General features: G+C 68.0%; 24 protein-coding genes. 4 read left to right on the forward strand and 20 right to left on the reverse strand.

The window, feature by feature from the left end; translation table 11 throughout:
• Positions 1-54: 54 nt before the first annotated feature.
• From JNB_RS03195 to fabG, 3 genes are read right to left on the reverse strand one after another with little or no spacing between them, the layout of a single operon-like run.
• Positions 55-2,268, reverse strand: a complete 2,214-nt coding sequence (locus JNB_RS03195; protein ID WP_009774962.1) for a tetratricopeptide repeat protein — start codon at positions 2,266-2,268, stop codon at positions 55-57.
• A gap of 28 nt (positions 2,269-2,296) precedes the next feature.
• Positions 2,297-3,055: an enoyl-ACP reductase FabI gene (gene fabI, locus JNB_RS03200; RefSeq protein ID WP_009774963.1), complete on the reverse strand. Its 759-nt coding sequence runs from the start codon at positions 3,053-3,055 to the stop codon at positions 2,297-2,299.
• 55 nt (positions 3,056-3,110) lie between these two features.
• Positions 3,111-3,824, reverse strand: coding sequence for a 3-oxoacyl-ACP reductase FabG (fabG, locus tag JNB_RS03205; RefSeq protein WP_009774964.1), 714 nt, complete (start codon positions 3,822-3,824; stop codon positions 3,111-3,113).
• Between the two features lie 87 nt (positions 3,825-3,911).
• Here fabG and JNB_RS03210 point away from each other — a divergent pair, with 87 nt between their 5' ends.
• Together JNB_RS03210 and JNB_RS03215 are read left to right on the forward strand one after the other, a co-directional pair.
• Positions 3,912-4,208 carry a DUF3099 domain-containing protein gene (locus JNB_RS03210; RefSeq protein WP_237700598.1) on the forward strand — a complete coding sequence of 99 codons (297 nt, stop codon included), beginning with the start codon at positions 3,912-3,914 and terminating at the stop codon, positions 4,206-4,208.
• Positions 4,209-4,252: 44 nt separating this feature from the next.
• Positions 4,253-4,453: a hypothetical protein gene (locus tag JNB_RS03215; RefSeq protein ID WP_050766672.1), complete on the forward strand. Its 201-nt coding sequence runs from the start codon at positions 4,253-4,255 to the stop codon at positions 4,451-4,453.
• Between the two features lie 6 nt (positions 4,454-4,459).
• Here the strand turns inward: JNB_RS03215 and moaA are convergent, their stop codons facing one another.
• Positions 4,460-5,470, reverse strand: coding sequence for a GTP 3',8-cyclase MoaA (gene moaA, locus JNB_RS03220; protein ID WP_009774967.1), 1,011 nt, complete (start codon positions 5,468-5,470; stop codon positions 4,460-4,462).
• 32 nt (positions 5,471-5,502) lie between these two features.
• Here moaA and JNB_RS03225 point away from each other — a divergent pair, with 32 nt between their 5' ends.
• Positions 5,503-6,288 (forward strand): SURF1 family protein, encoded by a 786-nt coding sequence (locus tag JNB_RS03225; protein ID WP_148232298.1) that lies wholly within the window; start codon positions 5,503-5,505, stop codon positions 6,286-6,288.
• A 46-nt stretch (positions 6,289-6,334) separates the two neighbouring features.
• Here the strand turns inward: JNB_RS03225 and JNB_RS20255 are convergent, their stop codons facing one another.
• The 4 genes from JNB_RS20255 to JNB_RS03245 all read right to left on the reverse strand — a co-directional run bounded on the left by JNB_RS20255 (position 6,335) and on the right by JNB_RS03245 (position 11,484).
• On the reverse strand, positions 6,335-7,081 hold the full coding sequence (locus JNB_RS20255; RefSeq protein WP_083784358.1) for a class F sortase: 747 nt from the start codon (positions 7,079-7,081) through the stop codon (positions 6,335-6,337).
• Complete coding sequence (locus JNB_RS03235) at positions 7,081-7,695, reverse strand: hypothetical protein (RefSeq protein WP_009774971.1); 615 nt, start codon at positions 7,693-7,695, stop codon at positions 7,081-7,083. Before JNB_RS03235 ends, JNB_RS20255 begins: the two co-directional genes overlap by 1 nt.
• A gap of 138 nt (positions 7,696-7,833) precedes the next feature.
• Positions 7,834-9,720 (reverse strand): ABC transporter ATP-binding protein, encoded by a 1,887-nt coding sequence (locus JNB_RS03240; RefSeq protein ID WP_009774972.1) that lies wholly within the window; start codon positions 9,718-9,720, stop codon positions 7,834-7,836.
• A 165-nt stretch (positions 9,721-9,885) separates the two neighbouring features.
• Positions 9,886-11,484 (reverse strand): ABC-F family ATP-binding cassette domain-containing protein, encoded by a 1,599-nt coding sequence (locus JNB_RS03245; RefSeq protein WP_009774973.1) that lies wholly within the window; start codon positions 11,482-11,484, stop codon positions 9,886-9,888.
• A 130-nt stretch (positions 11,485-11,614) separates the two neighbouring features.
• Here JNB_RS03245 and JNB_RS03250 point away from each other — a divergent pair, with 130 nt between their 5' ends.
• Complete coding sequence (locus tag JNB_RS03250) at positions 11,615-12,523, forward strand: neutral zinc metallopeptidase (RefSeq protein WP_009774974.1); 909 nt, start codon at positions 11,615-11,617, stop codon at positions 12,521-12,523.
• Positions 12,524-12,559: 36 nt separating this feature from the next.
• Here the strand turns inward: JNB_RS03250 and JNB_RS03255 are convergent, their stop codons facing one another.
• From JNB_RS03255 to JNB_RS03310, 12 genes are read right to left on the reverse strand one after another with little or no spacing between them, the layout of a single operon-like run.
• The gene (locus JNB_RS03255) at positions 12,560-12,919 is read right to left on the reverse strand and encodes a hypothetical protein (RefSeq protein ID WP_009774975.1); all 360 of its coding nucleotides are present in this window, start codon (positions 12,917-12,919) and stop codon (positions 12,560-12,562) included.
• A 36-nt stretch (positions 12,920-12,955) separates the two neighbouring features.
• On the reverse strand, positions 12,956-13,489 hold the full coding sequence (locus tag JNB_RS03260) for an acVLRF1 family peptidyl-tRNA hydrolase (RefSeq protein WP_009774976.1): 534 nt from the start codon (positions 13,487-13,489) through the stop codon (positions 12,956-12,958).
• An 8-nt stretch (positions 13,490-13,497) separates the two neighbouring features.
• A complete protein-coding gene (locus JNB_RS03265; RefSeq protein ID WP_009774977.1) occupies positions 13,498-13,827 on the reverse strand; it encodes a metal-sulfur cluster assembly factor in 330 nt (109 codons plus the stop codon).
• Complete coding sequence (sufU, locus tag JNB_RS03270) at positions 13,824-14,327, reverse strand: Fe-S cluster assembly sulfur transfer protein SufU (RefSeq protein ID WP_009774978.1); 504 nt, start codon at positions 14,325-14,327, stop codon at positions 13,824-13,826. Before sufU ends, JNB_RS03265 begins: the two co-directional genes overlap by 4 nt.
• Positions 14,327-15,613, reverse strand: a complete 1,287-nt coding sequence (locus JNB_RS03275) for a cysteine desulfurase (RefSeq protein ID WP_009774979.1) — start codon at positions 15,611-15,613, stop codon at positions 14,327-14,329. Before JNB_RS03275 ends, sufU begins: the two co-directional genes overlap by 1 nt.
• Before the next feature lie 12 nt (positions 15,614-15,625).
• On the reverse strand, positions 15,626-16,411 hold the full coding sequence (gene sufC, locus JNB_RS03280) for a Fe-S cluster assembly ATPase SufC (protein WP_009774980.1): 786 nt from the start codon (positions 16,409-16,411) through the stop codon (positions 15,626-15,628).
• Between the two features lie 15 nt (positions 16,412-16,426).
• A complete protein-coding gene (locus JNB_RS03285) occupies positions 16,427-16,783 on the reverse strand; it encodes a non-heme iron oxygenase ferredoxin subunit (RefSeq protein ID WP_009774981.1) in 357 nt (118 codons plus the stop codon).
• Positions 16,780-17,949 (reverse strand): Fe-S cluster assembly protein SufD, encoded by a 1,170-nt coding sequence (gene sufD, locus JNB_RS03290; RefSeq protein ID WP_237700742.1) that lies wholly within the window; start codon positions 17,947-17,949, stop codon positions 16,780-16,782. Before sufD ends, JNB_RS03285 begins: the two co-directional genes overlap by 4 nt.
• A gap of 5 nt (positions 17,950-17,954) precedes the next feature.
• The gene (gene sufB, locus JNB_RS03295) at positions 17,955-19,373 is read right to left on the reverse strand and encodes a Fe-S cluster assembly protein SufB (RefSeq protein ID WP_009774983.1); all 1,419 of its coding nucleotides are present in this window, start codon (positions 19,371-19,373) and stop codon (positions 17,955-17,957) included.
• Positions 19,370-20,092: a metalloregulator ArsR/SmtB family transcription factor gene (locus tag JNB_RS03300; RefSeq protein WP_237700599.1), complete on the reverse strand. Its 723-nt coding sequence runs from the start codon at positions 20,090-20,092 to the stop codon at positions 19,370-19,372. Before JNB_RS03300 ends, sufB begins: the two co-directional genes overlap by 4 nt.
• A 57-nt stretch (positions 20,093-20,149) precedes the next feature.
• Positions 20,150-21,061, reverse strand: coding sequence for a CDP-diacylglycerol--serine O-phosphatidyltransferase (gene pssA / locus JNB_RS03305; protein WP_148232300.1), 912 nt, complete (start codon positions 21,059-21,061; stop codon positions 20,150-20,152).
• Entirely contained in the window at positions 21,058-21,735 is a 678-nt protein-coding gene (locus JNB_RS03310) for a phosphatidylserine decarboxylase (RefSeq protein WP_009774986.1), read from the reverse strand. The genes pssA and JNB_RS03310 overlap by 4 nt, the downstream gene beginning before the upstream one ends.
• Positions 21,736-21,742: the final 7 nt, after the last annotated feature.

A 21,742-nucleotide genomic window follows, 5' to 3' on the forward strand; every position in this document is an offset into this window, starting at 1 on the left:
GCTCGCGAACCTAGACCCACTCGCCCCTCTGCGGCCAGACCTCGGGCAATTGGCTCAGTCGCTGGACTGCGCCGGACGAGCCAGTTCTTCGGCGTATGCCGTGAGCGAACGTCGGTAGCGCAGGACGTCCTCGTCCATGCTCCCGTGCGCCACGGCTGCCAACAGGCTGCCGAGGGCCTCGTCGGATCGTCCCGCGGAGTGCAGCGCGAGGGCCCGGAAGCCGGCGATGCCGATGGACTCGGGGCGGTCAACGGCCAGGTCGTCGAGGAGCGCGACAGCCTCGTCGTGCCCACCCACGTTGCGCAGCGATGACGCCATCTGGATGACTGCCCGGTGCCGAAACGGCTCTCGCAGACCTCCGCTCAGCGCTTCGCGGTAGAGCTCGATGGCCCGGTCCGGCTGTCCTGCGGAGTCGAAGGTCCCGCCGTACTCGTAGGCGATACGAGCGTCGTCGGGATACGCGGCATACAGCGCCGTGCCGGTGGCGATGCGGCGTTCGGCGTCCTCGTCCTCCCAGAGGGCCGTGATGGCCTCCTCGGCCTCGTGCTCACCGCGGGCCAGGATGACCTTGCGCCGGATGCTTGCCGTCGTGTCGGCGACGGCACCGATCTCGGCGAGCCAGTCGTAGATCGCCTGGCGTTCCGAGTGGCACATGATCGCGACCACGTCGCCGTCGTGGGCCACTTCGACCAGGGCCCTCAGACCGGTCAGCTCGGTTTCGTACGAGTCGATGTCGGCAACCCCGGCGCGCTGGAGGCCGATGCGCAGGTGCGCCTCGAGGTCCTCCATGCTGCGGCCGCGCAGGTAGTGCGCCTTGTGTGCCGCGACGATGTGGTCGGCGCGGTGACCGGCGATCTCGCCGAGGTTCTCCAGGATCTCGTCTGTGCGGTCGCCGCCGGCACCGAGTCCGAGGTGAATGCGCGAACCGGGCTGGCGCAGGCCCTCGGCGACGTCCATGAGAGCCTCGAGCCCGGCCTCGTTGTGGGCGAGGTCGACGACCACGGTGCACGTGCCGCCGAGCCCGCCGGGAGCCGAGTAGGTGTTCATGCGACCGGGGTTCAACGCGGCATCGGGCCGGAAGGTGCGCAGCCCCTCGATGACCGCGGCACGATCGATTCCGAGCGCCAGCGCCGCTGCCGTGGCCGCCAGGACGTTGGTGACGTTGTGGCGCGACAGACCACTGATCGTCATGGGGACGTCGACGACGGACACCAGCCGGTCCGGGACGCCGGAGTCGGTCAGCACGGTGACGCGGTCGTCGAGCACCGTGATGGCGCGACCACCGGCTCCGAGTGCCTCACGGATGGCCGGGGAGTTTGCGTCGAGCGAGAAGACCCAGGGCTTGGCGGGCGACCCGGTGCGCATCGCCCAGACACGGGGGTCGTCGCCGTTGAGCACGGTCCATCCGTCGGGGCGGGTCGCCCGCGTGATGATGGCCTTGACCTCGGCGAGCTGGTCGACGGTGTCGACGCCTTGGAGGCCGAGATGGTCTGCCGTCACGTTCGTCACGACCGACACGTCGTTGTGAGAGACGCCCAGCCCCTTGAGGAGCATGCCGCCGCGGGCCGTCTCGAGGATGCCGATCTCGACACCGGGCGCGCCGAGGACGCCACGTGCACCAGCAGGGCCGGAGAAGTCGCCGGGCTCGATCATCGTCCCGTGGTCGACGACACCGTCGGTCGAGCTCCAGGCAGTGTGCTTCCCGGACGTCATCGCGATGTGGGCGAGCAGGCGGGTGGTCGAGGTCTTGCCGTTGGTCCCGGTGATGGAGGCCACGGGGATGCGGGGCGTGACGATGCGGGCAGGTGGGCCATCGGGCGCCTCGCGCACCAGGACAGCCTGCTCATCGACGACGTCGCGCCCCTCGAGCCACGCCGCGAGAACCGGCGCGACCGACTCGCCCAGGGCCTGGGCCGGTCCGCGTCGGCGCCACACGAACGACACGACGACGACCGAACGGTCCCCACCCGAGCGGGACTTCACGCCGAGCCGGCCCGTCCCGGAACCCACCGACACGCGACGCACGGCCCGCTCGGCCAGTCGGGCGATGACCCGCTGGCGTTGCTCGGTGCCGGGCGACCCGGCCTGGATGGCGCCGAGGCCAGCCGTGCGGGCGACGCGACGGACCGTGTCCTTGTCGGCCTCGAGGTATGCCGTGAGGTCGAGCGTGACTTTGACGGCTGGCTTCGGGAAGTAGAGGTTGGGTCCCTCGAGGACCCTGACCTCGGTGGCGGTCACGGCAGGGCTGGTGTGAAGGTCGCTGGTCACCAGCAGAGCCTAGTTGGAGCGGGGAGGATCAGAAGCCCATCGCGTGCACGCCACCGTCGACGTGGACGATCTCGCCCGTCGTCGCCGGGAACCAGTCGGACAGCAGCGCCGCACAGGCCTTGGCTGCAGGAACGGCGTCGTTGACGTCCCAGCCCAACGGCGCGCGCTGGCCCCAGGACTCCTCGAAGGTCTGGAAGCCCGGGATGGACTTCGCGGCCGTCGTGCGGATGGGGCCGGCAGCGACGAGGTTGCACCGCACGCCCTTGGGCCCGAGATCGCGCGCGAGGTAGCGGTTGGTCGACTCGAACGCGGCCTTCGCCACGCCCATCCAGTCGTAGACGGGCCAGGCGAACTTCGCGTCGAAGGTGAGGCCGACGACGGACGAGCCGGGCGTCATCAAGGGCAACGCAGCGACAGCCAGGGACTTGAGTGAGTAGGCCGAGGCGTGCATCGCGACCGAGACGTCCTCGAAGGTCCCCTCGAGGAAGTTGAAGGCGCCCTGGGGTGCGAACCCGATCGAGTGCAGGACTCCGTCGAGGTGGTCGACGTGCTCGCCGAGGCGCTCCGCCAACGTGTCGAGGTGTTCGGCGTCGGTGACGTCGAGCTCGACGACGGGCGGCGTCGTCGGCAGGCGCTTGGCGATGGTCGTCGTGATCTTCATCGTCCGCCCGAAGGAGGTGAGCACGACCTCGGCGCCCTGCTCCTGTGCCAGCTTGGCGACGTGGAAGGCGATCGAGGAGTCCATGAGGACCCCCGTGATGAGCAGCTTCTTGCCCTCGAGCAGCATCGGCGTCGTTCTCCTTCAGGATGTGGTCTACAGGGTGTGTGGGTGAAGTCTGGTGTCAGTGGCCCATGCCGAGGCCGCCATCGACGGGAATGACCGCGCCGGTGATGTAGCCCGCGTCGTCGGACGCGAGGAAGCGGACGACGGCGGCCACCTCTGCGGGCTGGGCAAAACGACCAGCAGGTATGCCGGCCTTGTAGGACTTCTGCGTGTCGTCCGGCAGCGCTGCGGTCATGTCGGTCTCGATGAACCCGGGCGCCACGACGTTGGCCGTGATGCCACGGCCGCCGAGCTCGCGGGTCACCGATCGCGCGAGGCCCACCAGTCCCGCCTTGCTGGCGGCGTAGTTGGCCTGTCCCGGCCCTCCGTAGAGCCCGACGACGCTGGAGATGAGGATGATCCGGCCACCACGGGCCTTGATCATCCCGGTGCTCGCGCGCCGGACGCAGCGGAACGTCCCGGCAAGGTTGGTGTCGATGACCGCGTCGAAGTCCTCGTCACTCATGCGCATGAGGAGGCCGTCCTTGGTGATGCCGGCGTTGGCCACGAGCACCTGGACGGGTCCTCCGAAGATCTCCTCCGCCGCACTGAAGGCCGCGTTGACCGACTCGGTGTCGGTGACGTCACACGTCACGGCGGTCAGACCGTCCGGGGCGTCGCCGCTGCGGCTGGTCACGACGACGGTGTCGCCGGCCTCGACGAAGGCGGTGGCGATGGCCTGACCGATACCCTTGTTGCCACCGGTGACAAGGACGTTGCGTGCTGCGCTCATGGCGCACGACGCTAGTGGACTACCGCCCGGTAGCTCGCATCCTCGGGGCCGTGCCTCGTCCTCAGGATGCGGACGTAGAGTGGCGTGGTGAGCACGAACCGGCGAGGCGAGCCGACGGTGCAGTCCGTGACGAGTGCACGGTCCGCCGCCGATGACGACATCAACGCGAGGATGAAGCACTACCTCGTGACGATGGGAGTTCGCACGGGGTGCTTCGTGCTCGCGTTCGTCACCCAGGGGTGGATCCGCTGGACCTGCGTGGGGCTGGCCGTTGTCCTGCCCTACGTCGCGGTGGTGTTCGCCAATGCGCGTGCGCCGCGCGTGGCCGGTCGGGTCTCCGCCGTCACCCCGCAGGACCCCCACCGGCGACAGCTCGACCAGTGAGCGGTCTCTTCGGGCTTGAGCCTTCGAAGACGCAGGGCCCCGAGATGATCTGCAGTGCCAAGGGCTGTCGCGAGCAGGCGACGTGGGGGTTGCTCTGGAACAACCCCAAGCTGCACACCGCCGAGCGACGCAAGGTGTGGCTCGGCTGCGACGAGCACCGCGTCACCCTGGGTGACTTCCTGTCGATGCGGGGCTTCCTTCGTGACACAGTCCCCGTCGACGAGATTCCCGCCGACGCAGGCTGAGGACCCTCAGCCGCCGATGGCGCTCATGGGCCGGATCGGCTGTACGAAGTCGGCCGTGCCGATGCCGTGCCCCTTGGCCTTGCGCCACATCTCGCCCGTGATGAGGGCCGCGAGGTCGTCGTCGCTGGCACCATCACGCATGGGCGCGCGCAGGTCGGTCTCACGCTGGGAGAAGAGGCAGTTGCGCACCTGGCCGTCCGCCGTGAGTCGAGTGCGGTCACACGCTCCGCAGAACGGAGCCGTCACGCTGGCGATGATGCCCACGGTGGCGGGTCCGCCATCGACGAGGAACCGCTCGGCAGGCGCACTCCCCCGCTCTGACACCGGCAGCGGCGTGATCGTGAAGCGCTCCGAGAGTCGGGTCCGGATCTCGTCGGAGCCGATCATCGTTGACGCGTCCCAGCCGTGCTGCGCATCGAGCGGCATCTGCTCGATGAACCGCAGCTCGTACCCACGCTCGAGACACCACGCCAGGAGGTCGGCCACGGAGTGGTCGTTGATGCCCCGCATCGCCACCGCGTTGACCTTGACGGGCACCAGCCCGGCTTCGCGGGCCGCCTCGAGTCCGGCCTCGACGTCCTTCAACCGGTCGCGCCGGGTCAGGTCGGCGAACTCCTTGGGGTCGACCGTGTCCAGGCTGATGTTGACCCGGTCGAGACCGGCAGCGGCCAGTGGTCCGGCAAGCCGATCCAGCCCAATGCCGTTGGTGGTCATGGCGATGCGCGGCCGCGGCGTGAGGGCGGCGATGCGGCCCACAAGGTCGGTCAGGGACCGGCGGAGCAGAGGCTCGCCACCGGTGAGACGCACCTGCTCGACGCCCAGTGCGACGAAGATCGACACGAGCCGGATCAGCTCGTCGTCGGTCAGCATCTCGGGCTTCGCGAGCCAGGGCAGGCCCTCGGCCGGCATGCAGTAGCGGCACCGCAGGTTGCAGCGGTCCGTCACCGACACCCGTAGGTCACGTGCCACCCGACCGTGTTGGTCGAGCAGTTGGGCGGCGATCGGGGCGGTGGACATGACCTCAGGGTATGCCGGGTAGCGTGACGAGCGTGTTTCGGCGTCTGTTCACCCCCCGTTGGATGGGTGCTCTCGCCCTCGCCATCCTCTACGCCTTCCTCGGCTACCACCTGGGTCACTGGCAGTACGGCCGCTACGAGTTCAAGGCGGAGCGCAATGCTCTCCTCAACGCCCACTACCGCGCCGCTCCCGTTCCGGCCACGGATGTCCTGTCCCACCGGCCGGTGAACCGGGCCAAGGACGACTGGACGAGGGTCACCGCGTCCGGCACGTATGCCGGTGAGCAGCTGCTCGTGCGCAACCGACCGAACAACAGTGTCTTCGGCTATGAGGTGTTGGCTCCCCTGCGACTGGCCGACGGCACCACCGTGGTGGTCGACCGCGGCTGGGTGCAGAACTCCGACCGCGGAGCGGCTGTGGTCCCGGACGTCCCACCGGCGCCACAGGGCGAGGTCACGGTCGTCGGTTGGGTCCGCCCCCTCGAGAACACCGACAGCAAGAAGTTGCCGTCCGGTCAGGTGGCGAGCATCAGCCTTCCCGACGTCGAGAAGGCGTGGCGCACGCAGGTCCTGGATGGCTATGTCGTCCTCGACGCCGAACAGGTCGCTGACGGAGCGTCACCAGCACGCCCGGCGCCCCTTGCCGATCCCGACCGCAGCCTGGGGCCACATCAGGCCTACGCGTTCCAGTGGTGGATGTCCATGCCCGTCGGGCTGTTCCTCATCTGGCTCGGACTGCGACGGGAGCTGCGCGATGAGCAGCCGGAGCGCCCCGCCAAACCCAAGAAGGTCCGCATCTGGGACGAAGAGGACTACTGATCCCCTCGACGACTCGCAGTGAAGCCCTGGTCACCTGACCCGACCGTCAGAGGGCGTCCGCGACGACGACGTAGTTCGCGACGCGATGTCCATCGCTGCGATAGCCGAGCTCGTCGTCGCAGGTGATGAGGACGATTCGCCGCTTCGAGGTGTTCTGTCCCCAGACGTCGGCGTCATGGGTCAGGGCTGACTTCTTCACGACGGCTGCGCGGGTGACGACATAGGTGCGTGACATCGACCCAGACGTGACAACCACCTCGTTGCCCACCCGGACTGACGAGAGGCGTGAGAAGACGTCCGGGTCACCCGACGAGACGACGTGCCCAGCGATGACGGCCGTCCCGACCTTGCCCGGTTGCACCCGACCAAAACCGCGCACCCAGCGGGCCTGGCCCGCCGGCGGGCTGATCACGCCCGACGCATCCACGCCGACCGACCGCAGGGAGGTGCGGAGGTTGATGGCAGCAACGCTCAGACGCAGGCCCGCGGTGGCCGGTGTCGACACGCTGGGACTCGCGCCCTGCACCGCCTTACGGACGGCTCGCGTGGGTGTCGGCGACGGGACAGGGACCGGGACCTCGGGCTGGGAAGGGCTGACCGACGGAGTCGTCTGGGATCGACTCGCCTCGGAATGACTGGGCGAGGCAGAGCTGGCAGACGCCGATGGCGCAAGTGCGGAGCGCAGCGCGGCCGGCGCGGCCTCCTCCCCCGCCCGGCCCAGGCCGAGCGAGAGGAGGAGCGCGCCGACGAAGATGGCGACGAGACCCCCGACGTGCAAGGGGCTTCGTGGCATCAGGAGTGGCTACCCCGGCGACGCGCGGCGGCCACAGACGCAGCAGCACCGGCCAGGAGCAGCGCGGCGCCACCACCGAGGAGGGCGGGGTTGGGGCCGGCCGGGTCGACGAGGTCGGTCTCGACGACCGGACCCGTGGGACCCGAAGGCGTGGAGGTTCCGGTCGGGGTCGACGTCGGGGTCATGGTCGAGGTCGATGTCGGGGTCGATGTCGGGGTCACGGTCGGCGTCGGGGTCGAGGTGGAGCCGGGGGCCATGCAGTCGGCCTTGGTCACCTTCTCCAGCGCGACACCCTCGCCATTGGTCTCCCAGTTGTCGTCCCAGTTCAAACCGTCGAAGCTCACCGTCTCCTCAGTGTTCTCGGAGACGTACTCAAACGGCGGAATGACGTCCTGTTTGCCCTGGTGCTCGCTGTGTCCGTTCTCCTCGACGATCGAGGAGGCGTCCACCTTGATGACGACGAACTCGTTGCTCGTCGAGCTGGTCGCGTGGCAGATCGTGATGTTCTTGTTCGGGTCAGCGTGTGCCGCACCGGTGAAGGCGATGCCGGACGCGCCGACCAGCGCCAATCCGAAAGCCGCACTGGTGAACCGTCGTGTCGTGTGCCGAGCCATGAGCCGTGTCCCTCCGAGGAGTCCGTGGGACGCACGAGTCGTGCCTTCCCCACTGTCCATGCTTGGGATGCATCACGCACAGAACCGCGGAACTGCCGGAAGTTGGCCCAAAGGGATTACCACCTGCGCGCCAAGGGACTAGACGTGGGGCGCCGGAGTGACCTTCGTGTCATCGGCGAACTGGGTCGTGTAGAGGTCGCTGTAGAGACCTCCGCGCGCGAGCAGCTCCAGGTGCGTCCCCCGTTCGACGATTCGGCCGCCGTCGAGCACGAGGATGACGTCGGCATGGCGGACCGTGGAGAGTCGGTGGGCAATGACCAGCGCGGTCCGGCCCTCGAGCGCGGCGTCGAGTGCTCGCTGCACCGCCACCTCGCTCTCGCTGTCCAGGTGGGCGGTGGCCTCGTCGAGGACGACGAGCCGGGGACCCTTGAGGAGCAGGCGCGCAATCGCGATGCGCTGCTTCTCCCCGCCGCTGAGGCGGTGCCCGCGGTCCCCCACGACCGTGTCGAGCCCGGAGGGCAGTCGGTCGACGAGGTCCCAGATGCGGGCCGCGCGCAACGCCGCCTCGATGTCGGCATCGGTGGCCGACGGGGCGGCATACAGGAGGTTCGTCCGGATCGTGTCGTGGAAGAGGTGAGCCTCCTGCGTGACCACGCTGACGGTGTCGCGCAGCGACTCCAGGCTCACCGTCCGCAGGTCGGCACCGTTGATGCGCACGGCACCGCTCGTCGGGTCGTAGAGGCGAGCGACGAGTGAGGTCAGGGTCGACTTGCCGGCACCGCTGGGTCCAACGAGTGCGACCAGTTGACCGGGCTCGATCGTCGCGTCGATGTCCTCGAGCACGACGTCACCGGCTTCGCGGTCGCCGGTGGCGGTGGACTCGAGGGAGCTGAGCGACACGGCGTCGGCGGCCGGATAGGAGAAACCGACATGGTCGAGGTCGAGGCGCACCGGTCCAGCGGGAACGACTGTGGCGTCGGGCGCCTCGGCCACGAGGGGCTCGAGGTCGATGATCTCGAAGACACGCTCGAACGACACGAGCGCGGTCATGACGTCGACCCGAGCGTTGGAGATCGTCGTCAACGGACCGTAGAGACGGGCCAGCAGCGCGGTGAGGGCAAGGAGCGTCCCGACCGAGAGCGTCCCGTTGACCGCCAGGACCCCACCGAAGCCGTAGACGAGCGCTGTCGCCAGCGCAGCGACCAGGGTGAGGCCGACGAAGAAGATCGATCGGTTGACCGCGATCTTCACGCCCACGTCCCTGACGCTGCTCGCGCGCTGGGCGTATTCGCGGTTCTCGACCTTGGGGTTGCCGTAGATCTTGACGAGCAGTGCGCCGGCGACGTTGAACCGTTCGGTCATGCGCGTGCCGAGGTCGGCGTTGAACCCCATCTGGTCGTGGGCGAGGCCAGCCAGCCGACCACCCATCGTGCGCGCCGGGATGAGGAAGAGCGGCACGAGGACGAGCGAGGCCAGGGTGAGCTGCCACGACAGGAACCCCATGACACCAATGATCAGGACGAGTGAGACGGCATTGCTCACCACGCTCGACAGCACCGAGGTGAAGGCCTGCTGGGCCCCGATCACGTCGTTGTTGAGGCGCGAGACGAGCGCGCCGGTCTGGGCGCGGGTGAAGAAGGCAATGGGCTGACGCAGCACGTGGGAGAACACTTGGGTGCGCAGGTCGACGATGAGCCCCTCGCCGATCCGGGCCGACAGCCACCGCGACAGCAGGGTGACCACGGCGCTCACGACCGCCAGCGCGGCCACGAGGAGGGCGAGGCGGATGACGAGGCTCGAGTCCTTGGGCATGATGCCGTCGTCGATGAGGCTCTTGAGGATCAGCGGTGTGGACACGATGAGCAGTGCGTCCACGACCACCAGCAGGAGGAACCACACGATGATCCGGCGATAGGGACGCGCATACGACAGCACGCGTCGCGCCGTCCCCGGCGCGAGCTCCTTGGACTTGACGCTCGCGTCCTTGCTCAGGCTCTGGATTGCCTGCCAACCGGCCATGCTCATGGTGTGTGGTTCCCGACCTCGTCGAACGTGTTCATGTGAACGATCCTCAATCCTCAGGTGCGCTTGAGGTCAAACCAGCGTCACTGCGCCCGCATTCCGTGGACTTCGGTGCGACCCACCTCGACGTTACGGCGCGGCACCGACAGCCGTCGCCCATCCCGCGAGTCAGGCGAGGTTGACGAGGTCCTTGTAGTCAGGACCCCACAGGTCCTCGACACCGTCGGGCAGCAACAGGATCCGCTCGGGCTCGAGGGCATCGACGGCACCCTCGTCGTGCGTCACGAGGACGACGGCACCCTTGTAGGTCTTGAGAGCGCCGAGGATCTCGGCGCGTGATGCCGGGTCGAGGTTGTTGGTGGGCTCGTCGAGGAGCAGCACGTTGGCCGACGACACGACGAGCAGGGCGAGCGACAGACGGGTCTTCTCACCACCGGAGAGAACTCCGGCCGGCTTGTCGACGTCATCACCGGTGAAGAGGAACGAGCCCAGCGTCTTGCGGACGTCCGTCTCGCCGAGCTCCGGTGCGGCCGACTTCATGTTGTCGAGCACGGACCGGTCGACGTCGAGGTTCTCGTGCTCCTGGGCGTAGTAGCCGATCTTGAGACCGTGGCCGGGCTCGACCTGTCCGGTGTCCGGAGCGTCGACGCCGGCGAGCATGCGCAGCAGCGTCGTCTTCCCCGCACCATTGAGGCCCAGGACGACGACCCGAGAACCTCGGTCGATCGCGAGGTCGACGTCGGTGAAGATCTCGAGCGACCCGTAGGAGCGGGACAACCCACTCGCTCGCAGTGGCGTCTTGCCGCACGGCGACGGGTCCGGGAAGCGCAGCTTGGCGACGCGGTCACTCACGCGCTCGGTCTCGAGCCCCGACAGCAGGCGCTCGGCTCGGCGCGCCATGTTCTGGGCGGCAACCGTCTTGGTGGCCTTGGCGCGCATCTTGTCGGCCTGCGCCATGAGGACGCCGGCCTTCTTCTCGGCGTTGGCCCGCTCGCGCTTGCGCCGACGCTCGTCGGTCTCACGCTGCTGGAGGTAGGCCTTCCAGCCGAGGTTGTAGATGTCGAGCTCGGCCCGGTTGGCGTCGAGGTGGAAGACCTTGTTGACCACGGCCTCGAGGAGGTCGACATCGTGCGAGATGACGATGAGCCCACCCTTGTAGCCCTTGAGGTGGTCACGCAGCCAGACGATGGAGTCGGCGTCGAGGTGGTTCGTCGGCTCGTCCAGGAGCAGGGTCTCGGCGCCGGAGAAGAGGATGCGCGACAGCTCGATGCGGCGACGCTGACCACCGGACAGGGTGGCGAGGGTCTGCTCGAGATGGCGCTCCTCGAGCGCAAGAGCGGAGGCGATGGACGCGGCCTCGGACTCAGCGGCATACCCTCCGGCCGCGTGGAACTCACCCTCGAGCCGACCGTAGCGACGCATGGCCTGCTCGAGCTTCTCGCCCGTCTGCTCGGCCATGGCCACCTCGGCGGCGCGCAGCTCGCGCACGATGCGGTCGAGGCCACGGGCGGACAGGATGCGGTCACGACCCGTGACGTGGAGATCGCCCGTGCGCGGGTCCTGCGGCAGGTAGCCGACCTCGCCCGTGCTCTGCACCGACCCGGCCGCCGGTTGACCCGAACCCGCGAGGACCTTGGTCAGCGTGGTCTTGCCGGCACCGTTGCGACCGACGAGGCCGATGCGGTCACCCGCCTGCACTCGGAAGGAGACGTTGTCCAGCAGGAGACGGGACCCCGCGCGCAGCTCGATCGCAGCGGCAGTGAGCACAGGGAAGTCCTTAATCGGGGGAAACTGAGGTGGATCATGAGGCGCACCGCTGACGCACCGCGGGCCTTTCGACGTTTAGTCTAGGTGGGCCGTGCTCCGCACGGAAAACGCGATACATGGGAGGCCTTGGATGAGCTTCAACGACGGCGCCGGTCTGGACACCTCACAGGTGGAGTCCGGAGGCGGTGGCGGAGGTGCCCCGGGAGGCATCGCCGTCGGCGGTGGCATCGGCGGCATCATCCTGCTCATCATCGGTTTGATCTTCGGCATCGACACGTCCGGCATGTCCCCCGACACGTCGGGCAGCAGCCAGGAGCAGGTCGACGGCACGTCCGGAAGCAGTGCCGACTTCGACAAGTGCAAGACGGGCGCCGACGCGAACGCCGACGTCCAGTGTCGCGTCGTGGGCACGGTGAACTCGGTGAACGCCTTCTGGGCCGCCGAGCTCCCCCGCTACCAGAAGCAGTGGCAGTTGACGAAGACCGTGATCTACACCGGCTCGACGCAGTCGCAGTGCGGCACGGCCAGCAACCAGGTCGGCCCGTTCTACTGCCCCCTCGACCAGAAGGTCTACATCGACGCCGACTTCTTCGCGATCCTCACCAAGCAGTTCGGGGCTGACAGTGGCGCCCTCGCGCAGGAGTATGTCGTCGCCCACGAGTACGGCCACGCCCTCCAGGACCAGCTCGGCCTCCTCGGTCGCGCGCAGCAGGACCCGCAGGGCCCCAACAGCGGCGGCGTGCGCATCGAGCTCATGGCCGACTGCCTCGCTGGTGTCTGGGCCAAGAACGCCTCGACCACCAACGACGCGAGCGGCAAGCCCTTCCTCAAGGCGCTCACCGACACCGACATCAAGAGCGCCCTCTCCGCGGCCTCGGCAGTCGGCGACGACCGCATCCAGGAGAAGACGCAGGGGCAGGTCAACCCCGAGTCGTGGACCCATGGTTCGGCCGAGGCGCGCCAGCGCTGGTTCCTCCAGGGCTACACCAAGGGCGACATCAACTCGTGCAACACCTTCAACGTCGACACGGTCTCCTGAACCGCACCTGACGCAGGCACGCTCACCCCGGGCGCATCACTGCGACCCGGGGTGAGCTTTGTCCAGTTCCTGAAGCAACCGATGGGCGGCGAGCTCGACCTTCTTGTGCCGCCACTCCGACGCCCGATAGACGCAGGCGATCAGCGCACTCCGGTGCACCTTGGTGAAGTCTCCATAGACAAACGCGTGACGCGCCTTGGTCTCGTCGTTCGCGTCCTTCGTGAGACCGAGGTGCCACACCGCGTAGTCGTCCCATTCGTGCTCCTGCAGGAACGCGTTCTGCGCGTCGGCGTCGGGTTGGACGTCTCCCCAGTCACTGTCGAGGACGACCTTGCCGGCCTCGATGAGCTCACGGCAGTGCTTCACCGCAGCCTTGTTCACGCTGTAGCTGGCCATCTCCCCATCATGGCCCCGTCACGCCGTTGAGTCGCGTCACGCGCCGTCGTCGATGCGGATCTCGACCGACCGCGCTCGCTTGAGGACCTCGTCGAGCACGGCTCGCCGGGGGTCGCCGATGTCGTGGAACTCGCGACGCGGCAGCTTCTCCAGGAACGACATCCGTGCATCCTCGAGGACTTCGCCCACCAAGGTCTTGTCCCCACCGACAACCAAACCTTGGGGTATGCCGGCCGGCACGATCCGCAGGAAGTGTTCCGTCACAGCCCGGACGAGTTCGTCGGCCTGGTTGCCCCGGCGTCGGGCGAACCGCTGCTGTGACCACCCACCCGCCGCGGTGCGCGACTGGACGTGACGCGTCCCGACCTTGTGCGCGACGAGAGCGGACCCCTCGACGAGCGCGACGGCATACCCACCCCTGCGGATCAGGACCACGGCGAGCGGTGAGTGCTCGAAATGCGCAATCCCGACGATCCGCTGGGGACCGTCGGGATTGGCGGCGTCGAAGCGCTCGCGCCAGGCGGGATACCGCTCGGGCGAGACTTCAACAACACGACCAGCGAGGCTCAACGCCTGGGTCAGATGTTGAAGCCGAGGGCGCGGAGCTGGTCGCGACCGTCGTCGGTGATCTTGTCCGGTCCCCACGGCGGCATCCAGACCCAGTTGACGCGGTAGGACGAGACGAGTCCCTCGAGGGACTGCTGCGTCTGGTCCTCGATGACGTCGGTCAACGGGCAGGCCGCGGACGTCAGGGTCATGTCGATGACGGCGTGGTTCTGGCCGTCCACCGTGATGCCGTAGACGAGGCCGAGATCGACGACGTTGATCCCGAGCTCGGGGTCGACGACGTCGCGCATGGCCTCCTCGACGTCGGCCACGTTGACCGGTGCGTTGGTGGTCTCACTCATGACGTTCCTTCCACGATCTTCAAGGGTTCGATCTCGGGCTCAGTGGTGGTCACAGTGGCATTTCCACGACCACTCTGGTGCAACGCGTCGGTGAACGCCATCCATCCAAGGAGGGCGCACTTGACGCGTGCGGGGTACTTGCCGACGCCAGCGAGGGCAACGCCGTCGCCGATGACGTCCTCGTCGCCGGGGTCCTCGCCCTTGGACGTGAGCATCGCCTTCATGGCCTCGAAGGTCACGAGGACCTCGCTCAGCGGGCGACCGATGCTCTCCTCAGCGAGGATGGACGTCGAAGCCATGCTGATCGAGCAGCCGAGGGCGTCGTAGGAGATGTCTTCGACGAGGGGGCCGTCGGCGGTGTCGACGACATGGATCCGCATCGTCACCTCGTCGCCACACGTCGGGTTGACGTGGTGCACCTCGGCCTCGAACGGCTCGCGCAGCCCCGCGTGCTGCGGGCGCTTCGAGTGCTCGAGGATGAGTTCCTGGAAAAGGTCCATCAGCTGGCCACTCCATAGATCTGTGGGACGCGGTCGAGCGCTTCGAGGAGCACCTCGACCTCGTCGAACGTGTTGTATGCCGCGAAGCTGGCCCGCGTCGTCGCCGCCACCTTGAAGCGGCGGTGCAGCGGCCAGGCGCAGTGGTGTCCGACCCGCACGGCCACACCGGAGGCATCGAGCACGTGCCCGACGTCGTGGGCGTGAACGCCGTCGACGACGAAAGCGACTGTGCCGCCACGGGATTCGAGATCGGTCGGGCCGACCACGGTGACCCACGAGCGGGTCGCGAGACCGGCGAGCAGGCGTTCGGTGAGGGCCAGCTCATGCGCGTGGATGCGATCAATGCCGAGGTCGTTGATGTAGTCCACGGCCGCGGCGAGCCCGATGGCCTGGGCCGTCATGGGCACGCCCGCCTCGAAACGCTGCGGCGGCGGCGCGTAGGTGCTGCCCTCCATGCGGACGGACTCGATCATCGAGCCGCCCGTGAGGAACGGCGGCATGGCCTCGAGCAGATCGCGACGACCCCACAGGACGCCGATGCCGCTGGGCCCGAACATCTTGTGGCCGGAGAAGGCCACGAAGTCCGCGGCGAGCTCGGTCACGTCGATGCCGATGTGGGGCACCGACTGGCAGGCGTCGAGCACGACGACCGCGCCGACGTCGTGGGCCCGCGTGACGATCTCGTCGAGCGGGTTGACGGTGCCAAGGACATTGGAGGCGTGGACGAACGCGACGACCTTGGTGCGCTCGGTGATGAGCTCGTCGAGGGTGCTGAGGTCGAGTCGGCCACCGTCGGTGACGGGGATCCAGCGCAGCGTTGCTCCCGTGCGGCGGCAGAGTTCCTGCCACGGCACGAGGTTGGCGTGGTGCTCCATCTCGGTGACGAGCACCTCGTCGCCCTCGCCCAGCGCGAACCGCTCGCTGCCCGGGATGCCCGGGTGCGGCGAGTTCGAGAAGGCGTAGGCCACGAGGTTGAGCGACTCCGTCGCGTTCTTGGTGAAGACGACGTCCTGGGCCTGGGCCCCGATGAACGCCGCGATGCGCTCACGCGCTCCTTCGTATGCCGCCGTCGCCTCTTCCGAGAGTGCGTGCGCCCCGCGGTGTGGCGCGGAGTTCAGACGCTCGTAGAAGTCACGCTCGGCGTCGAGTACCTGGACGGGTTTGTGCGAGGTCGCACCCGAGTCGAGGTAGACGAGCGGTGCACCGTCACGCACGGTGCGCGCGAGGATCGGGAAGTCGGCCCGAATCCGGGCGACTTCCTCATCGGTGAACGGCGCGGCAGTCATGTGGGTCCTAGCTCAGGCAGTGGTGATGGTCGCGGGGGCCGTCTGGAAGCGGTCGTAGCCCTCGGCCTCGAGGCGGTCGGCGAGCTCGGATCCACCCTGCTCGGCGATCTTGCCGTCGACGAAGACGTGCACGAAGTCGGGCTTGATGTAGCGCAGGATCCGCGTGTAGTGCGTGATCAGGAGGACGCCGGAACCAGTGGACTCCTTGGCGCGGTTGACGCCCTCGGAGACGATGCGCAGGGCGTCGACGTCGAGGCCGGAGTCGGTCTCGTCGAGGATGGCGATCTTGGGCTTGAGGAGCTCCATCTGGAGGATCTCGTGGCGCTTCTTCTCGCCACCGGAGAAGCCTTCGTTGACCCCGCGCTCGGAGACGGCGGGGTCCATCTTGAGGTCGGCCATCGACGACTTGAGCTCCTTGACCCAGGTGCGGAGCTTGGGAGCCTCACCATCGATCGCGGTCTTGGCGGTGCGCAGGAAGTTGCTCACGGTCACGCCGGGGACCTCGACGGGGTACTGCATCGCGAGGAAGAGGCCGGCGCGGGCGCGCTCGTCGACGCTCATCGCGAGGACGTCCTCACCATCGAGGGTGACGGTGCCGCTGGTCACGGTGTACTTGGGGTGACCGGCGATGGAGTAGGCGAGGGTCGACTTGCCCGAGCCGTTGGGGCCCATGATCGCGTGGGTCTCGCCCGAGTTGATGGTCAGGGTGACGCCGCGGAGGATCTCCTTGGTGCCCTGATCGGTGTCCACGGTGACGTGGAGGTCGGTGATTGCCAGAGAGTGATTCTGTGTGCTCATTCGTTGCAACTCTTCTCAGTTCTGGGAGAGGGCGACGTAGACGTCATCACCCTCGATCTTGACGGTGTGGACGGCGATGGGGACCAGCGCCGGGGGGCCGGACGGCTGCCCGGTGCGGATGTCGAAGCGCGAGCCGTGGAGCCAGCACTCGAGGGTGCAGCCGTCGAGCTCTCCCTCGGACAGGGAGACGTTGGCGTGACTGCAGGTGTCGTCGACCGCGTGGACGTTGCCGTCCTCGGTGCGGACGATGGCGACCGTGCGGCCGTGGATGTCGGCCGCGGCCGCACCAACGGCCGGCAGCTCGTCGAGTGCGCACACCCTGACGAATTCGGACTCCGCCGTCGCTGTGCTGGATCCGGTGACCTCGCTCACGCGGTGGCCTCCAGCTCGCGGTCGATCGCCTCCATGAGGTGGTCCTCGATCTCGGGAACACCGATGCGGCCGACGATCGAGGCGAAGAAGCCACGGACGACGAGACGGCGCGCGGTGTCCTCGTCGATGCCACGAGCCTGCAGGTAGAACAGCTGCTGGTCGTCGAACCGCCCTGTGGCGGAAGCGTGCCCAGCACCGGCGATCTCGCCGGTCTCGATCTCGAGGTTGGGCACGGAGTCGGCACGGGCACCGTCGGTGAGGATGAGGTTGCGGTTGAGCTCGTAGGTGTCGGTGCCCTCGGCGCTGGCGCGGATGAGAACGTCACCGACCCAGACCGTGTGAGCACTGTCGCCCTGGAGCGCGCCCTTGTACTCGACGTTGGACTTGCAGTGCGGCGCCTCGTGGTCGACGAAGAGACGGTGCTCCTGGTGCTGACCGGCGTCGGCGAAGTAGACGCCGAGCGCTTCGAACGAACCGCCGGGACCGGCATACGAGGCATTGGTGTTGAGCCGCACGATGCCGCCACCGAGGGTGACCGCGATATGACGGACCTTCGCGTCGCGACCCACGACGACGTCGTGCTGCCCGAGGTGGAGGGCGCTGTCGGCCCACTCCTGGACGGTCACGACGGTGACGTCCGCGCCATCGCCGACGACGACGGAGAGCAGCTCGGAGTACTGGGCGTCGCCCTCGTGACGCAGGACGATCGTCGCCCGGGCGAACTTGCCGACGCGGATGACCGTGTGCGCGTGCGACAGGCCGCCCTCACCGGTGAGGATGAGGCGCACCGGCTCGGTCAGCTCGGCCTCGGCCGGGACGTCGAGGACAGTGATCGACTCGGCCTGAGCCGTCGCGATGACGGCGGCCCGGTCGGCTGGCTTGGGTGCGCCGCTCCCCTGCCACTCGTCACGCGAGAGCGAGGAGACGGTCACGCCGTCGGGCAGTGACTCCTCGCGCCGCAGCGCCGTGCCGGCCGTCTCGGCGAACAGTGCCTGGAGACGGTCGACTGGCGTGAAACGCCACTCCTCCTCGCGACCGGACGGGACCGCGAAGTCCGCGACGGCATACGAGGTCGTCCGCTCTGCGCGCGACTGGTCGGGCACAAAGGCGGAAACTGCATCGGAGTGCGCCGCTGAACCGTCAACGGCGGGGACTTTCTGGGCCAGCAGGCTCAACCCACTGCTCCTTCCATCTGGAGCTCAATGAGGCGGTTGAGCTCGAGGGCGTACTCCATGGGCAGTTCCTTGGCGATGGGCTCGACGAAGCCGCGGACGATCATCGCCATGGCCTCGGTTTCGGACATGCCTCGGGACATGAGGTAGAACATCTGGTCCTCGGACACCTTGGAGACCGTGGCCTCGTGACCCATCGTCACGTCGTCCTCGCGGATGTCGACGTAGGGGTAGGTGTCGGAGCGGCTGATCGTGTCGACGAGCAGGGCGTCACAGACGACGCTCGACTTGGAGCCGTGCGCGCCTTCCATGATCTGCACGAGACCGCGGTAGGACGTGCGGCCACCACCACGGGCGACCGACTTCGACACGATCGTCGACGAGGTGTTGGGGGCAGCGTGGACCATCTTGGATCCGGCGTCCTGGTGCTGACCCTCGCCGGCGAAGGCGACGGAGAGCGTCTCGCCCTTGGCGTGCTCGCCCATGAGGAAGACGGCGGGGTACTTCATCGTCACCTTGGAGCCGATGTTGCCGTCGATCCACTCCATCGTCGCGCCCTCGGCGCAGGTCGCGCGCTTGGTGACGAGGTTGTAGACGTTGTTGGACCAGTTCTGGATCGTCGTGTAGCGCACGCGGGCGTTCTTCTTGACGATGATCTCGACGACGGCAGAGTGCAGCGAGTCGGACTGGTAGATCGGCGCGGTGCAGCCCTCGACGTAGTGAACGTAGGAGCCCTCGTCCGCGATGATCAGGGTGCGCTCGAACTGGCCCATGTTCTCGGTGTTGATCCGGAAGTAGGCCTGCAGGGGGATGTCGACGTGGACGCCCGGCGGGATGTAGATGAACGAGCCACCCGACCAGACGGCCGTGTTGAGCGCCGCGAACTTGTTGTCACCGGCGGGGATGACGCTCGCGAAGTACTCGCGGAAGAGGTCCTCGTGCTCGCGCAGGCCGGTGTCGGTGTCGACGAAGATGACGCCCTTCTCCTCCAGGTCCTCACGGATCTGGTGGTAGACGACCTCGGACTCGTACTGGGCCGCCACGCCAGAGACCAGGCGCTGCTTCTCGGCCTCGGGGATGCCGAGACGGTCGTACGTGTTCTTGATGTCCTCGGGCAGGTCCTCCCAGGAGGTCGCCTGCTTCTCGGTGGACTTCACGAAGTACTTGATGTTCTGGAAGTCGATGCCGGTGAGGTCACTCCCCCACGTCGGCATGGGCTTCTTGTGGAACAGGCGCAGGGACTTCATGCGCAGGTCTTCCATCCACTGCGGCTCGCTCTTGCGCCGCGAGATGTCGAGGACGACATCGTCGTTGAGTCCCCGTCGGGCGTTGGTGCCAGCTGCGTCGCTGTCCGCCCATCCGAAGTCGTAGCGCCCGATGTCTTTGAGACCCGGGTTGAGTTCCTCGATGGTGCTCATCGCGTGGACCTTCCTGTTGAAAGCTCAGCCTTGGTGGGGACGAACGTCGTGCACACGTGATCTCCGTGCGCGAGTGTTGCGAGTCTTTGGACGTGCACGCCGAGCAGGCGTGAGAACGCGTCCGTTTCAGCGTCACAGAACTGGGGAAATTCCCGAGCCGCGTGCTGGACCGGGCAGTGACCCTGACAGAGCTGTATGCCGGTCAGTGGACTTGAGCTGCCCGAATCGCCCACGGGGCGGGCCGAGGCGGCGAAACCGTCGCGCGTCAGCGCGGTGACGAGCGCGTCGACCCGAGCGGCAGTGTCACTGCCTGCGGCGGCGAGCTCTGCGGCATACCGGACTTCGAGGGCACCGACCCGTGACTCGGCAAAGCGTCGCACGGCTTCGGGGCCGACCTCGGCCGAGAGGAACCGCAGGGTCTCGGTGGCGAGGTGGTCGTAGTCGGACTCGAGGGCCAGGTGGCCGCCCTCACTGAGGACCCAGGAGCGGGCCGGACGACCGCGACCGCGACTCGTCGAGGACGTGGACTCACGCTCATCGATGAGGCCGGACTCGGTGAGGTTCTCGAGGTGACGGCGCACTGCCGGGACGGTCAGCCGGAGTTCGTCGGCCAGCGCCGTGGCGGTCAAGGGGCCGTGCTCACTGATCGCCTGGAGGACCCGGTCGCGCGTACGCGACTCAAGGACCACAGGCACCGCAGTGGAGGCCGGGATATTCACAACGACAATGTTACGTAATTGCGCAACCCCCATGAAACGAAGGTGAACCTAACCCCGTCAGCAGGCCTCGTGGGACGCGTCGTCGCTGTCGGTCTCTGTATCGGGCAGGAAGACCGACGGCATGCGTTCGCGGCGCGGAGCGACCGCCTCCGGGCCCAGGAACCGCTCACGAAGCGGGGCCGTGAGAACGCCGAGCGGCGCCTGGAGGATGTAGCCGTACGCGATGACGAGGCCGGTGAGGCCGGCATTGATGACGAGGCCGACGATGATGACCAGCGCGCCGAGGCCCGTGGTGATCCAGCCGGCGCGGCCCGTGGGGGCCAGCAGGTTCCGGAAGGACCGGAACCGGATCGACGTCACCATGAGCACCGCCGGGACGAAGCTCACGATGACCGGCACGATGAGCGAGGTGTCGTAGCCCCCGGCCTTGGGCTGGTTGAGGGCGAGGATCGTCGCCATGACGACTGCCGCCGCTGCCGGGCTGGGGAGCCCGACGAAGTAGCGCTTGTCGGCCGTGGGGTCGACCGTGACGTTGAAGCGCGCGAGGCGGAACGCGGCGCAGCCGAGCCAGAAGAACGCGGCCAGCCACGAGAGCACGGGATAGTCCGGCAGGGCCCAGGTGTGCACGAGGATCGCCGGCGCGAACCCGAACGCGATGAGGTCCGCGAGCGAGTCCATCTGCAGGCCGAACGGCGACGTCGCGCCGACGAGGCGAGCGACCCCACCATCGGCGATGTCCATGACGATCGAGACTGCGATGAGCACTGCGGCCCACGTGAACTCACCACGGAAGGCGAGGAGCACGGACGAGAGGCCGCTCATCATGTTGACGATCGTGAAGAGGGTCGGGGCGGTGACCCGCAGCCGCTCGCGCTTGCTCAGCTGGCGCAGCGAGACGACCTCGGCACCGGTTGGGGAGATGAGCCGCCAGCGGTCGAACCGGCGGCGTCGCCCAGCCTCGTCGTTCATCGGGGAGCGTCCGAGGACGGCCATCGGGCGATGACGGTCTCACCGGCGATGACTCGCTGCCCGACGTGGACGAGGAGTCCGACCTCGGGGGGCACGAAGACGTCCATGCGCGACCCGAACTTCATCAGGCCGACGCGCTGGCCGGTCGTGACCTCGTCGCCCTTGGCCACACGGGTGACGACGCGACGCGCCATGAGCCCCACGATCTGGCGGAAGTGGACGACGCGCTTCTGGCCCTCGACCTCGCGCTCGACGACGAGGTCCGTGCGCTCGTTGAGGTGAGCACTTTCGTGCGTGTATGCCGCGAGCCACTTGCCGGGTCGGTACGTCACGTCCGTGAGCCGACCGCCGTACGGCGCCCGGTTGATGTGCACGTCGAAGGCCGACAGGAAGATGCTCACCTGCTGCCACTCCCCCTCAGGAGCCACGCCGTCCTGGCCGGGCCCGGCGTACATCACCTTGCCGTCGGCGGGCGACACAACGGTGTCGGCGTCGATCGATCCGTGGTCCGGACCGTCGGGACGACGGTCCGGGTCACGGAAGAACAAGGCGATGGCGGCGGGAAGAACACCGAGGGCGAGTGCCGTTCCGCGCCGTCCGGCGAGGGCCGCCGCGAGGGCGGGAACGGCTGCAACGGCGGTTGCCGGTGCGGCCTCGCGGTCGATGGTGACCATGTGACTC

The sequence above is a fragment of the Janibacter sp. HTCC2649 genome (assembly GCF_000152705.1).
In the GTDB taxonomy this organism is placed as follows: domain Bacteria; phylum Actinomycetota; class Actinomycetes; order Actinomycetales; family Dermatophilaceae; genus Knoellia.

Coding starts and splice junctions, on each gene's coding strand:
- JNB_RS03310 (WP_009774986.1), bottom strand. CDS start 21,735: ATGGTCACCATCGACCGCGAGGCCGCACCGGCAACCGCCGTTGCAGCC.
- sufC (WP_009774980.1), bottom strand. CDS start 16,411: ATGAGCACACAGAATCACTCTCTGGCAATCACCGACCTCCACGTCACC.
- sufB (WP_009774983.1), bottom strand. CDS start 19,373: ATGAGCACCATCGAGGAACTCAACCCGGGTCTCAAAGACATCGGGCGC.
- fabI (WP_009774963.1), bottom strand. CDS start 3,055: ATGCTGCTCGAGGGCAAGAAGCTGCTCATCACGGGGGTCCTCATGGAC.
- JNB_RS03255 (WP_009774975.1), bottom strand. CDS start 12,919: ATGGCCAGCTACAGCGTGAACAAGGCTGCGGTGAAGCACTGCCGTGAG.
- JNB_RS03240 (WP_009774972.1), bottom strand. CDS start 9,720: ATGAGCATGGCCGGTTGGCAGGCAATCCAGAGCCTGAGCAAGGACGCG.
- pssA (WP_148232300.1), bottom strand. CDS start 21,061: ATGAACGACGAGGCTGGGCGACGCCGCCGGTTCGACCGCTGGCGGCTC.
- sufU (WP_009774978.1), bottom strand. CDS start 14,327: ATGGACCTTTTCCAGGAACTCATCCTCGAGCACTCGAAGCGCCCGCAG.
- JNB_RS03235 (WP_009774971.1), bottom strand. CDS start 7,695: ATGGCTCGGCACACGACACGACGGTTCACCAGTGCGGCTTTCGGATTG.
- moaA (WP_009774967.1), bottom strand. CDS start 5,470: ATGTCCACCGCCCCGATCGCCGCCCAACTGCTCGACCAACACGGTCGG.
- JNB_RS20255 (WP_083784358.1), bottom strand. CDS start 7,081: ATGCCACGAAGCCCCTTGCACGTCGGGGGTCTCGTCGCCATCTTCGTC.
- JNB_RS03275 (WP_009774979.1), bottom strand. CDS start 15,613: ATGACTGCCGCGCCGTTCACCGATGAGGAAGTCGCCCGGATTCGGGCC.
- JNB_RS03215 (WP_050766672.1), top strand. CDS start 4,253: ATGATCTGCAGTGCCAAGGGCTGTCGCGAGCAGGCGACGTGGGGGTTG.
- JNB_RS03250 (WP_009774974.1), top strand. CDS start 11,615: ATGAGCTTCAACGACGGCGCCGGTCTGGACACCTCACAGGTGGAGTCC.
- fabG (WP_009774964.1), bottom strand. CDS start 3,824: ATGAGCGCAGCACGCAACGTCCTTGTCACCGGTGGCAACAAGGGTATC.
- JNB_RS03265 (WP_009774977.1), bottom strand. CDS start 13,827: ATGAGTGAGACCACCAACGCACCGGTCAACGTGGCCGACGTCGAGGAG.